Annotated in this window: 16 protein-coding genes; 3 read left to right on the forward strand and 13 right to left on the reverse strand. The window is 30.0% G+C overall.

All coding sequences use genetic code 11. From position 1 onward, the window contains the following. Positions 1 to 154 precede the first annotated feature (154 nt). Positions 155 to 1,471, forward strand: coding sequence for a histidine--tRNA ligase (gene hisS / locus ACREWB_RS13710; protein WP_431548008.1), 1,317 nt, complete (start codon positions 155 to 157; stop codon positions 1,469 to 1,471). A 147-nt stretch (positions 1,472 to 1,618) separates the two neighbouring features. After that, on the forward strand, positions 1,619 to 2,968 hold the full coding sequence (locus ACREWB_RS13715; protein ID WP_431548009.1) for an aminotransferase class V-fold PLP-dependent enzyme: 1,350 nt from the start codon (positions 1,619 to 1,621) through the stop codon (positions 2,966 to 2,968). Positions 2,969 to 3,113: 145 nt separating this feature from the next. Here ACREWB_RS13715 and ACREWB_RS13720 read toward each other — a convergent pair whose 3' ends face one another. The 10 genes from ACREWB_RS13720 to ACREWB_RS13765 all read right to left on the reverse strand — a co-directional run bounded on the left by ACREWB_RS13720 (position 3,114) and on the right by ACREWB_RS13765 (position 10,310). Beyond that, positions 3,114 to 3,614, reverse strand: coding sequence for a flavin reductase family protein (locus ACREWB_RS13720; protein ID WP_431548010.1), 501 nt, complete (start codon positions 3,612 to 3,614; stop codon positions 3,114 to 3,116). A 33-nt stretch (positions 3,615 to 3,647) separates the two neighbouring features. Beyond that, positions 3,648 to 4,556, reverse strand: coding sequence for an AEC family transporter (locus ACREWB_RS13725; protein ID WP_431548011.1), 909 nt, complete (start codon positions 4,554 to 4,556; stop codon positions 3,648 to 3,650). Positions 4,557 to 4,590: 34 nt separating this feature from the next. Then, positions 4,591 to 5,355 carry a histidinol phosphate phosphatase gene (locus ACREWB_RS13730; protein WP_431548012.1) on the reverse strand — a complete coding sequence of 255 codons (765 nt, stop codon included), beginning with the start codon at positions 5,353 to 5,355 and terminating at the stop codon, positions 4,591 to 4,593. A 166-nt stretch (positions 5,356 to 5,521) separates the two neighbouring features. Further along, a complete protein-coding gene (locus ACREWB_RS13735; protein WP_431548013.1) occupies positions 5,522 to 6,616 on the reverse strand; it encodes a GerMN domain-containing protein in 1,095 nt (364 codons plus the stop codon). 149 nt (positions 6,617 to 6,765) lie between these two features. After that, entirely contained in the window at positions 6,766 to 7,170 is a 405-nt protein-coding gene (locus ACREWB_RS13740; protein ID WP_431548014.1) for a hypothetical protein, read from the reverse strand. 114 nt (positions 7,171 to 7,284) lie between these two features. Then, positions 7,285 to 7,506, reverse strand: a complete 222-nt coding sequence (locus ACREWB_RS13745) for a YdbC family protein (RefSeq protein WP_291639796.1) — start codon at positions 7,504 to 7,506, stop codon at positions 7,285 to 7,287. 92 nt (positions 7,507 to 7,598) lie between these two features. Next, on the reverse strand, positions 7,599 to 8,603 hold the full coding sequence (locus ACREWB_RS13750; RefSeq protein ID WP_431548015.1) for a Gfo/Idh/MocA family protein: 1,005 nt from the start codon (positions 8,601 to 8,603) through the stop codon (positions 7,599 to 7,601). Between the two features lie 30 nt (positions 8,604 to 8,633). Continuing rightward, entirely contained in the window at positions 8,634 to 9,095 is a 462-nt protein-coding gene (gene ybaK / locus ACREWB_RS13755) for a Cys-tRNA(Pro) deacylase (protein ID WP_503417247.1), read from the reverse strand. 146 nt (positions 9,096 to 9,241) lie between these two features. Next, complete coding sequence (locus tag ACREWB_RS13760; protein ID WP_431548017.1) at positions 9,242 to 9,943, reverse strand: LrgB family protein; 702 nt, start codon at positions 9,941 to 9,943, stop codon at positions 9,242 to 9,244. Then, positions 9,936 to 10,310, reverse strand: a complete 375-nt coding sequence (locus tag ACREWB_RS13765) for a CidA/LrgA family protein (protein WP_431548018.1) — start codon at positions 10,308 to 10,310, stop codon at positions 9,936 to 9,938. Before ACREWB_RS13765 ends, ACREWB_RS13760 begins: the two co-directional genes overlap by 8 nt. A 291-nt stretch (positions 10,311 to 10,601) precedes the next feature. On the opposite strand from ACREWB_RS13765, the gene ACREWB_RS13770 reads away from it, so the two are divergent. Beyond that, on the forward strand, positions 10,602 to 10,892 hold the full coding sequence (locus ACREWB_RS13770; protein ID WP_431548019.1) for a hypothetical protein: 291 nt from the start codon (positions 10,602 to 10,604) through the stop codon (positions 10,890 to 10,892). Between the two features lie 52 nt (positions 10,893 to 10,944). Here the strand turns inward: ACREWB_RS13770 and ACREWB_RS13775 are convergent, their stop codons facing one another. The 3 genes from ACREWB_RS13775 to ACREWB_RS13785 are packed head-to-tail and all read right to left on the reverse strand — an operon-like array spanning position 10,945 to position 12,862. Then, a complete protein-coding gene (locus tag ACREWB_RS13775) occupies positions 10,945 to 11,295 on the reverse strand; it encodes a hypothetical protein (protein WP_431548020.1) in 351 nt (116 codons plus the stop codon). 4 nt (positions 11,296 to 11,299) lie between these two features. Beyond that, the gene (locus ACREWB_RS13780) at positions 11,300 to 12,295 is read right to left on the reverse strand and encodes a DMT family transporter (protein ID WP_431548021.1); all 996 of its coding nucleotides are present in this window, start codon (positions 12,293 to 12,295) and stop codon (positions 11,300 to 11,302) included. A 6-nt stretch (positions 12,296 to 12,301) separates the two neighbouring features. Continuing rightward, on the reverse strand, positions 12,302 to 12,862 hold the full coding sequence (locus tag ACREWB_RS13785; protein WP_431548022.1) for a sugar O-acetyltransferase: 561 nt from the start codon (positions 12,860 to 12,862) through the stop codon (positions 12,302 to 12,304). Between the last annotated feature and the right edge of the window lie 206 nt (positions 12,863 to 13,068).

Here is a 13,068-nt window from a genome sequence, read left to right on the forward strand (position 1 = left end):
TGTTTTACTATACTTTATAAATACATAATATCAAACCCCAGTAATCTTGTCAACTATAAATAGCACCTTTTTAATTATTATTTTCTAAGGCAATCTATTATTGAAAGATTTAATTATATATAGTATAATTTTAAAAAAGCAGTGGAGGTAAAATATGAAAAGAGAAATCGTAAAACCATCGATTTTATCTGGCTTTATGGAGTTACTGCCAGGAGATCAAATTCAATTTAACAAATTAGCAGATACAATAAGAAAAACTTATGAGAGCTTCGGATTTCTGCCTATAGATACACCAATAATAGAGAAATCTGAGATTTTACTAGCAAAAGGAGGAGGAGAAACCGAAAAACAAATTTACAGATTTACTAAGGGTAGTACAGATTTATCCTTAAGATTTGATTTAACCGTGCCCTTAGCTAGGTATGTAGCTCAAAATTACAGCTTCCTAACTTTTCCTTTTAGAAGATACCAAATTGGCAAAGTTTATAGAGGAGAACGAAACCAAAAGGGGCGTTTTCGCGAATTTTATCAATGTGATATTGATATTGTTGGAAATAACAATTTAAATATTTTGAATGATGCTGAAATACCTAGTATTATTTATTCGGTATTCAATAACCTTGGCTTTCAGGATTTCACTATAAACATAAACAATAGAAAGCTGTTAAATGGATTTTTTGAATCATTAGAGATTCAAGATAGTGCAAATGTTTTAAGGATTATTGATAAGATAGATAAAATTGGGCCATCAAACGTTACCCAGGAGCTTTTAACTTGCGGCTTAAATAATGAAATTATAGAAAAAATCCTTAAGTTCATTAATATAAATGGAAGCAATCAGGACATTTTATTATTATTAAATAATCTAAATATTTCTAATGATAACTTTAAAGCTGGTTTTGAGGAGCTTTCTTTAGTTACTAAATACGTAAAATTGCTTGGAGTTCCTGAGGATAATCTTAAAATAGATTTAAAAATAACAAGAGGTCTTGATTATTACACAGGGACAGTTTATGAAACGTTTTTAAATGAATACCCTTCTATTGGTTCTGTGTGTTCAGGTGGTCGCTATGATAATTTAGCTGAGTATTATACAAAGCAAAAACTACCAGGAGTTGGAATATCAATTGGTCTTACCCGATTATTCTATCAATTAAATGAAACTGGGTTCTTTAAAAAAGATCCTACTACTACTTTAACCAAAGTACTAGTAATACCATTAGATAATAATATTGATTATGGAATTTCTCTTGCAAAATCACTTAGGGATAAGGGGGTAATTACAGAAATATACCTTGAGGAAACTAAACTTGTAAAGAAACTTGGTTATGCAAATAAATTAGGTATTCCTTTTGTGATTTTAATGGGTGAAAAAGAAGTTGAAAATAAAGCAGCTACTATAAAAGATATGTTAACTGGGAAACAAATAACTGTTGATTTTGATAAGGTTTATGACATCGTTAACTCATGATTCTTTATTAGACAAAAGCAATATATTATTAATAAAAAAGACTCACAAAGTCATTTATGATCATGGCTTTGTGAGTCTTTACCAGTCACCTTTTCCTCTCACATCTAATATTATATATTAGTAAATAATTTTATGAGGAGGAGTATTATGTCATCTAGAGGCAATAGTCCAAGCTACAGGGATTTGATACTTGGTGTAAATAAAAAGGTACCTCTAATAACAGGAAAAAGTGTTACTTCAATTAATTTTGATAATGCAGCAACTACCCCACCCTTTAAATGTGTTATGAATGATATCATCGATTTTGCCCCCTGGTATTCCTCCATTCATCGTGGTGAAGGTTATAAATCTAAGCTAACAACTGGCCTATATGAAGAGTCTAGAAGTATTGTCAGTAGTTTCATTAATGCTGATTATAATAATACCGTTATTTATGTCAAAAATTCTACAGAGGCTTTTAATAAGTTATCCAACTTACTTTACGAGCCTTACAAAAAAAATGTTATTCTAACCACTGATATGGAACATCATTCAAATGATTTACCATGGAGAGATAAATTTATTATAGATTATATATCTGTAGATACAGCTGGCAAGTTATCTTTAGAGGATTTAGAGTCTAAGTTAAACAAATATAATGGTTATATAAAACTAGTTACTATTTCAGGTGCTTCAAATGTAACTGGATATAAAAACCCCATTTATGATATAGCTAAATTAGTTCATAAATTCGGTTCAAAACTCCTTGTGGATGGTGCACAATTAGTACCCCATGCTCCTTTTATTATGAACAGCGAAAACAAAGAATGTAATATTGATTTTTTAATCTTCTCATCCCATAAAATGTATGCCCCTTTTGGCACAGGAGTATTAATTGGGCCTAAATGTATCTTAGATAATTGTGACCCTGATTTAGTAGGTGGAGGAACAGTAGATATTGTTACTCATGATTTTATAAAGTGGAATGAATCTCCTGAACGTCACGAGGCTGGGTCACCAAATGTTATGGGATCTATAGCTCTTGCATCAGCTATTAAGTGTCTAAATAAAATTGGAATGGCTAATGTGGAACACTTAGAAAAAAAATTAACTTCCTATGCCGTAAATCTAATAAAGAATATTCCAAATTTAAAAATTTATTGTGATACTTCTAAAGAAGTTGACAGGGTTAGTATAATACCCTTTAATATCGATGGAATTCACCACTCCACAGTTGCAAAAATACTTTCTTACGAATGGGGAATTTCAGTAAGAAGTGGTTGCTTTTGTGCTCAACCTTATATTGTTAAGCTATTAAATATCTCTGGCGATTCTATGCGTAAGCATATTACTAACCCTGATTTGTACCGCCCTGGAATGGTTAGAATTAGTTTGGGCCTATATAATACACGCTCAGAAATCGATATATTGGCTTATGCACTAACTAAAATTTCACTAAACAAAAATTATTATATTACTAAATATAGCAATATGAAAAAAACTCTATTTGATGTATAATTTTTGATTCATTAACAACAAATAAAAATAGTACACTTCAGCAATTACCTAAGATTACGAAAATTACAAGCTTGATTATAAAATACTTGTATCATTATAATTCTAGATAATAGTCTTGTGTACTATTCCTATATTAATTTATTTACTATTTCGTGTAAGTTGCTACTATTTCTCCATAATACAAAGTATGGTAATCACCATCTGCGTAAGAGCTTTCTGCAACATCCTTTGAAAGAAGCTTCGGATTCATATCCTGTTTATATACAATTTTACACTCATAATGAAGTTCACATTCACCAATTATCGGTGTATCAACATTTCTACTATCTTCTGGGGTTAATTTACACTCCTTAAATTTATCGATATCTCGGCCTGATTTACTTCCACAAACTGCTAATGCATTCTTTAGATCTTTACTTAAGGGTATGCTCACAGTAAAGTCATCTGAATTTTCTATAAGATCATGAGTATATCTCGACTTCCTTACCAAAACAGTAAATATAGGTCTGTTCCATTCATATCCCACATTTCCCCAGCTTATAGTCATAGTATTAATTTTCTCACCAGATTTCACTGTTAAAAATGCACCTTGAGTATGTAAAAATCTCATACCTTTTTCTAAATTTTCCGTAAAATTAACTTTCATTATAAATCCTCCATTCTACAACTTTAATTTATTCTATAAAAATAGTATTATTATAGGTACAGTTATTCCTGATAGTATTGTAGTTATAAATATACACTGTGAAGCAAGCAACGGGTCTCCATCGTATTTCTCTGCAATTATTGCAGCTGTTACTCCTGCTGGCATAGCCTCAAGTATAACACATATATTTAGTAGCAACTCATCTACCTTTAGAAATTTCATTACCACATAAATAATTAATGGAACTACCAATAGCCTAACCATTGTAGCATAATATATAGACAAATCAGAAAAAATACTTTTAACATTCATTTCCGCAAGCATAGACCCAATAATTATCATAGCTATTGGTGTAGTGGTAGCTCCCACCAGTTTAAACGAAGCTTCAATAGGGAACGGCAATTTAATTGAAAACAGGAATAAAATCATACCAATAAATACGGCTATAAGCGCTGGATTTACTACCGCTTTTCTGACTGATTTGAAATCTTTTTCTCCGGTGAAGATCATTACACCTACAGTCCACACTAAAATATTGAAAGGAATATTGAATATTGCCGCATAAAAAACGCCTACTCCACCATAAATCGATTCAATAACTGGGTAACCCATAAATCCCACATTTGAAAAAATTGTCACAAACCTAAATACCTTTTGTTTATTTTCAGGAAACTTAAAGAAAAATAATTTACTAATAAATATTAAACCTATGTGTATCAAAAACGAGTATAATAAAATTTTTTGAGCATTACTTACCATCTGTGCTTCATATTTAATATTAAAAGATGTAATTATCATAAATGGTAAGGTTATATTTATTAATAATTCCGACAGACCTCTATCAACTGTGTTACTGAGAAATTTCTTTTTCTTAGCGTAAAATCCCACCATTATAATAATAAATAATATGATAACTTGATTAATTAATTGGCTATTTTCCATTTCTATTCTCCTCAAAAATACTAGTAAAGTAATATTACATATATTCCATTTTTCTATTATTAAAATATACAGGTTTAAGATTACATATTTCACATATGCTATTAGCCAGCTTAAAGTTTTGCCCAACATGTTCTGCATGATGTGCATCGGAACCTATAGTAACATATTCCCCACCCTTTTGCTTGTACGCACTATAAATATGAATTAAATTATTATAAGCTTCTTTATTTCCCAGTCTTCTAGTGTTTAATTCTATTACTTTTTCATTACTAACTATAGTATTTAACACTTCATCTACATATTCATTAAATTCTTCATAATGTATTTCCTTATCATAAAAAGTAGCATATCTAGATATATAATCAATATGACCTAAACTATCAATAAAATCATACTGTCTCACGCAATCAATCATACTTCCAAAATATTGCTCATATGCTTCTTGTTTTGTTTTACCCTCATAAAATTTCGGATAATATATATCTTGTCCTTCAGCTACATGTATGGATCCGATTATATAATCAAAAGGATACTTACTTGCTATAGCTCTATTTTCCTCTAAGCAATTTAATTGCATACCAATTTCAATTCCAAGCATAAGTTTATTACTCTTATACTTGTCATAGTCATTAAAATATTTATCTATATCAAAAGTAAAATTTTCTCCTGTTGGAAATTTCAAATCCAAATGTTCTGTAATAGTCATTCCTATGCCGATGTTTTCAGAGTGTTCCAGCCCGTCTTCAAGCTTCATTTGAGAATCTTGTGAAAATTCTGTATGTACATGTGAATCAATCATTTAATTACCTCCTGAATTTTATGTGAATCATATAAAAACACTTATCTACTTATAGTTATTTAATTATACCATAGTTTGTAAACATACAATTTAAAGTTAAAAATTTCAAAAATGATTAAATAAAACACAAAAGGGATTACTAAAATGTAATCCCTTTATCTTAAAATTATTTAGTATTTTTATGATTCACAGTAAAAGCTTCACCTTTTTTCATTAATATATGACCAGAACTATAAGGCTTACCTTCCACTGTTATATAAACCTTTTTCACCATATAATAATCACCCAATGTATTAGTAATACATTGTAGAATCTGGCTTTCATAACCACTACCAGCATTCATTTCCTTAGTAAATTCTTTTGAAAAATCCACGTATACCATATTATCATTATTTAGATAAAGACTTTTTATTGTTGTGTTAGTACTAATTAATTTTCCTGTATTTTTATTTGGTGCTTCTTTAAAATGATTCTCAAACATTTTTTTAGTGTTATCATTTGTATTAAAGAATAGCTGTTTAGCAGTAGTATAATTCATACCGTCATTTCCATTTGGGTAATAAAATTTAACTGTTTGAACAAAGGGTACATTTTTCTCCATTTTACTTAAGGAGGAAGTTACCTCATAGCCCTCAGACGAGAACAATGTTTTAACCAGGCCTACATTAGCTGCATAATAACTTTTATCGGTACTATCTTTCCCTACAGTTGTAACCTCAATGCATTCATAACTAGCTAAAGGGGTTTTTATCGTAACTTTTAAACTAGTGATACTTCGTTTACTGCCATCTAATGATATCCAAGAATTACCTTTTACAAGTGGTTCTTTTAATAAAACATCGGTCTCATTACTTTGGGAAGTAACATCTTCTCTGTAATAGCTTTCTCCTTTAGTGTATATCCGTCTTAATTCTCCATCACTGTTTTCCAGTACTTGAGCCATCTCTGTACCACCATTATTAACTCTAATCTGCTGGCGGTTTCCTCTTAAATAGTCAACAAACACAGAATAAGTTGCATATTCATTACCCTCACCAGCATAAGTATACTTTATGTTTTTATCAAAAGGATAGTAATCGCCTATCTTAGCTGTTACAACAGTGTCTTTTGAACTAGTATCTTTAACTTGGGTACTAGTATCTTTAGGCTGAGAGTTATCTGTATTTTCTGGAGGAGTAACTTTTGTTGTTAGTTCCTTGCTGCAACCAGTTAGTAAACCAAATGTAAGAACTATTAATATAATACAAAAATTTTTTTTCATAGTGTCATGCACCCCCTATTTTTTTGATGAGTTTTACTTTGAAAATCTCATTACAAAGTAAGTTTATTCTATACTACCATAATTTATTTCACTTTACATATAAGACGATTGTAAAGTATAAAAAGTTACTTAAAATTCGAATATTAAATTTACCGTGGCACAACCGTATGGTTTGTCTTTAGTATATCTCCTCCGCCAGAGATTGTAGCATCATAAGTTCCAGCAATTGTATTCATATTGACAATCCAGTTAAATGTAGTAACTCCTATTCCATCCGTTGTACGCCATTGAATAACGGAGATTATTTTGTTATTTAATTTATAAGAAGTAGTAATACTGTACCTAGTATTAGGTATTCCCTGTATTGTTATAAGACCCGTTCCTCCGTGCTTAACAGTGGAAACAGAGTTTATGATTTTCAATTGACCTTGGGATATTATTGATTGTTCTTGAGACATATTAAAAGCTTGAACTGAAGGTGTTGTACCAATAATTCCATAGAATCCCATGATACATACACCTGAAAATATAATACATACTGCCTTGATTTTCATAAAATCACCTCTTAATATATATAATACCCATATTTATATATATTATTAGGTGATACACAAGTAATATGCCTCCTAGGCCAGCAATTAAACTTTTATCCTAGAAGGCATTATTTACTACAATTCCAACTTGTTAAGTATATCCCTAAGTAACTTTAACTCATCCGCAGTAAGAGTCACCCCTTTACCCATTTTTTCATGTTCAGGTGACCAGTCTCTAATATCATATTTAGCTTCTTTATCATTCCAACTTATTAGATTTAATTCTTTCTTCCACATTTTCGAAGATTCTGAGAGGGCACCTAGCGTTTCTTTTATTTCATATTTAATCTCTGCCATTCTTTACACATCCTAACTATAATTTTTTTAAACATTATTAACTTTTAAAAATATAATTTTATTATATAATAAATTCTTGTATTAATGTAGAATTAATTATAATTTAAATCTGCTGGGAAAACAAGTCCTGTCTGTTTTCTTGCTTCATCCAGTGCCTCCATTACCCATTTAGAAGTTTGAAATAAATTAGAGTTTTCCTCCATATCACCACTTTTAATACTTTTAATAAAGGTTTCTATTTCATAGCACATATCATTTTCATTATGAAATTGTGTTAGATCTTCTTCTTTCCCATCTCTAAAAACAATTCTTACCTTTTCAAATTTATTAATATTCTCTATAATTATATTTCCTTCTTCTCCTTGAATTTCTGAAGGCAATTTTGAATTCGTTATTTTTGAGTACATAACTACAGCATCCATTTCATCATACTTAAATGTTATGCTACCTTCCCCATCAACACCAGATTCAAGAATTAAAGCATTTGCTTTTATTTCCTTTGGTTTCCCAAATAAATTTATCATAGGATGAATACAATAAACACCTATGTCCATTAATGCACCGTTAGATAGTTTTTGATTAAATGCATTTAACACTATTCCTTCCCTATATTTATCATACCTTGAAGAATACTGACAATAGCTCGCAAAATACTTTCTTACCTTACCTATTCTATGTAAATTTTCTTTAATAATTTTAAAATTCGGCAGTTGTGTTGTCTTCATTGCCTCCATTAAAATAACCTGGTTGTCTTTTGCAGCTTGTATCATATTAATTACCTCTTTTGTATTTGAAGCAAATGCTTTTTCACATAATACATGTTTTTTATTGTTTAAAAATAATATAGTTTGCTCTGAATGAAATGCATTTGGTGATGCAATATACACGGCATCAATTAAATCACTTTTGGCCATTTCATTTAAATCAGTAAAAACATAAGATGCATTGTGTTTTTCTGCAAATTCCTTACCTTTTTCTTCACTTCTTGAATAAACTGCTGTTAAAACAAAATCTTTAACTTCCAACCCACCATTTAAAAACCATTCTGTAATATTACTTGTTCCTATAACTCCAAATCTTATAACTTCCTTATTCATCAAATCCTCCCCTATTTCATATATAAATTTTTACTTCTTTTTTACCGTAATACAATCCGTACTACATTTAATTAGTTTAATCAAATCATTTGGAGACAGTTCGATTTGATGTCCTATTTTACCTGCGCTTATAATTAACGTATTTTGATCTAAGCATGTCCTATCAATTACTGTTTTATAATCTTTTTTCATTCCTATCGGTGAACAACCTCCACGGACATATCCTGTTATCTTATTAATGTCATTAACCGAAATCATCTCAATAGATTTTTTACCCACTGCTCTTGCTGCAGCCTTTAAATCAAGTTCATCCACAACAGGAATTACAAAAACAAAGTATTCTCTACTCGACGCTCTAGTCACTAGTGTTTTATATACCTGACTCGTAGACTGACCCATTTTTAGCGCAACGGAAATACCATCTATTAAGCCATCGCTATGATCATATGTATATGCATTATATAAAATTCCAGCCTTATCAAGAATTCTCATAGCATTTGTCTTAAAATTATCCAATGTTTATACCTCATTTCACTTTTATCTTTAATTTTAACACAGTCTGAGCCTAATAATCTATATATCTATTTATAAGTTAAAATTAAAATTACTTTTGTTGTTACTTTGGTAAATTAACTTATTCATATAATCTTGATGAGAATAGTATAAATAATTGGAGCCAAAAAAACTGTCATAAGTCCAGCAATCCCTATAGCAAGACTACTCATAGCACCTTCAGTTTCTCCAATTTCCAAGGCTTTAGCAGTCCCCACCGCATGGGATGCTGTTCCAAGTGAAATCCCTATAGCTATTTTACTTTTAATTCTTAGTAGTTTGAATATTGGCTGTCCTACAATTGCCCCAAAAATTCCTGAGATAACTATAGCTGCTACGGTTATAGGAGCAATTCCTTTCATTTGTTTTGATATTTCTATACCAATAGGTGTAGTAACTGATTTAGGAGCTAATGATTTTATAAGTATCTCATTAAGCCCTAAAGCATGGGATAACAATATAATACTAATAATTCCAACTGTACTTCCTATGAAAATACCTACTAGTATAGGTACTACATGCTTTTTTAATAATGAAATTTGCTTATAAAGCGGAACTGCTAGTATTACTGTAGCTGGTCCTAAAAACATATTTATAAATTCTCCACCTTTGTTATAGACGTTAAAATCTATCTGGAAACCAACTAATACTCCAATAACTATTGTAATAGAAATGAGTAATGGATTAAAAATTGGTATTTTTGTTTTTTTATTAATATAACATCCTACTTCAAAAGCAAATAGGGATAACATAATTCCAAATAGTGAGTTATTAAGTAAGCTATTCACTCTGACACTCCCTTTTGTTTTTTAGCATTTTTTTTGTCATAAATTCAATCACTAAAGCAGTAACCGCAATAGTAATAATAGTGCTTATGAAGCATACTATAAGTAATCTTACAAAGTTATCCTTAATTACTACAAGTGAAGTTAAAAGGCCCACTCCAGCTGGGATGAAGAAAAAAGCTAAATGATCCAATAAAAAATTAGCAACGGTCTCCACCATCTCAAGCTTCACAACATTAGTGCATAGTAAAATCAGAAGTAAAATCATTCCTATAATATTACCTGGTACAGGTAGGTATAAAAATTCAGCTAAAATTTCTCCAGTAAAATAAATAACTAAAATAAGCAGTAACTCTCTTAAAAGTTTCATTTTGAAACCTCCTTGCATATAAAAAATTATGTGTAATACTATATCTATTTTATATCTTTATTTTAAGGTGGTAAATTCTCATATAAAGTGATTACTAACAAAGTAAACAATTACATCTTCAGTAAGAGTAACCAAGAGTTAGCATTCTTTACTTTTCATATTTATTAATCAATATGTTATTTTAATATTACAATTCTATTTCCACCTGTTCCATCCAATAAACCTTTGAACATTGGTATGAGTTAGGTTTTTATGTTATACTTTATTAGAGTTAAAATAGGAGGCAAAATAATGGCAAATATATTGAGATTTTCAAAAAAACAACTAGAAAAAACTCTAAAAGGTTTTGCAAAAAAAGAAAGTTTAGGTTCAAATGATATTTCTGAATGGATACGACTTATAAAAGATTTTATATATGAATTTGATCTAAAATCTGAAGTTAATGAAGAAGGCACACTGTCTATCACCACTAATAAGGAAGAACAAGTTGTAATCGAAAAAATGATGTATGTATTAGAAGGATCAAAAACCTCATTTAATTATATTTTTGATGGTAATATTACTTACATAGAAGAAGAATAAGCATAAAAAAAGTACGAATTATAAAATTCGCACTTTTTTTCATATAATAATTTTAGCCGCTATGATTTATTAAAGAACTAGCTCGTCTTTTAAACGGTACCCATTCCTTATAACTTTCAGTACCACTAGGCATAAGTTTCATTCTATTAAATCCTTCACGTGTGGACTTATACTCAGATATTAATTCATTCTTATTTTCAAACACGTTAATTTCTTTAATAAGTCCTATTGATTTCAATGCTAGAATATGCGTTTTTATAGTTTTATCTGAGCATTGTCTTTCACTTCCATATTCTAAATTAATTAGTTTTATAATTTGATATGTATCTATTATTTTAAGTTCAATACTTCTTTCACAAATTAATTGAAGTACTCTAAATTTCATTGGTATTTTTAACATCATATTATTACTCCTTATATTCTCTCAATTTTATCATTTCTGTTGGATTACCCGAAACTAGAATTGCCCCAAAAACGATTATCAAACACCCAATTATTAAATTTGGAGCAGCATGTACACCATTTACTATAAAGTCTAATACTATTACCCATATTGAATAAGTAATATTAAGAGCCATAGCTCTACCTACTCCAGTCTTGCTTAAACCAAGATACCATGTTATATAAGATATGCTACATAATATACCTGCCAATGCAAAAACTATCATACTAGGAGATGTAACTGCCTTAATTAGCATTTCAAACCCATGTATAAAAGGAATCACAAAAATTAAATACATAAAAAATGAAGTAGTTTGACGGACTGCAATAGCTATTTCTGGGTCTACAACATCCATAGCATAAGCACCAAATACACCTTCTAGTCCCCAACCAATTGAGGCTACAACTGCAAATATAATTCCCAAATAAAATTTGGGAGGTAATGAAGTTGTTATTGGTGAATACCCTGTAATTACAGCTCCAATTACGCATAATATAATTCCAGTCAAAACTCGTTTACTTAATTTTTCTTTCAGAAAAATCACTGCCATAACAGCTCCAATAGCAGGATAAGTAGATGTGATAACTGCTGTATATGAAGGCCCCGCCAAATTAATTCCAAGTAAATATCCAGACATTGCAAGTGGTCCACTAAATATAGCAGAAATAATAATTAATATCCCCATTTTACTAAAAAGACATCTTCCAAACTCTTTAATTTTACCTGTAAATAAATTGTAAATCACAGTAAGCAAAGCTGAAAGCCCTGTGTGTATGCATGCTCCTACAAGTGGCGCCACCATTAAAGCAGCTTTATTATTATTAAATGGATATTGAGTTAGTACATATCCAAGTACTAAGGCATCCATACCCCATGTTACTCCTGAAATTAAAGAATGAGCTATGCCATTTTTTGCATACTTCAAATCTCTTCTTAGTGTTAAATCAGCTATATTTTTCAATTTTAATCATTCCTTATCTATGTATTGTATTATTTTGCAAGGGTTTCCAGCAGCCACTACATTTTCCGGGATATTTTTTGTAACCACGCTACCAGAACCAATTACGCTATTATTGCCAATAGTTACACCCGGATTTATTATAGCTCCACCGCCAATCCACACATTATTTCCTATTGTTACAGTTTTTGTATAATCAGCATTCTTGGGTCTTAACTTAGGATCAATTAGATGAGTTGCAGTAAATATACTTACATTAGGAGCAAATAAAACATCGTCTCCTATTTTAACAAGTCCATCATCTAAAACTAAAAAATTAAAATTGGCATAGAAATTTTCTCCAATTTCAATATTGGTACCATAATCACATAAAAAAGGGGGCTCTATTTCAAAATCCTTTCCTATCTTTCCAAATAGTTGTTTAAGTATGTTTATCCTATTCTCTATTTCCTCAGGGTCTGTATTATTATATTTTTTTGTAAGATGTCTCGCTTTATTTCTCAGAAGTATTAGATTTTCATCATAGGCATTATATACTTCTCCATTTAGCATTTTTTCTTTTTCAATCATTTATTACACTCCTCATCTAATCTATTCTCAACAAAAAGTATAGCATATTGACGTAACCAATATGCACAAACAGTCTATAAATCCTACTATAAACAGTATAATAGGCTTTAAGGCACTATGTGACATGTGTTTAAACGCTATAGTATATAAATTGATTAATAGGGTTGTTTCACAGTAATTTCGAGGGAAAAACAGAATACTTTTGC

This window comes from Clostridium sp. (assembly GCF_050717635.1).
In the GTDB taxonomy this organism is placed as follows: domain Bacteria; phylum Bacillota; class Clostridia; order Clostridiales; family Clostridiaceae; genus Clostridium_AD.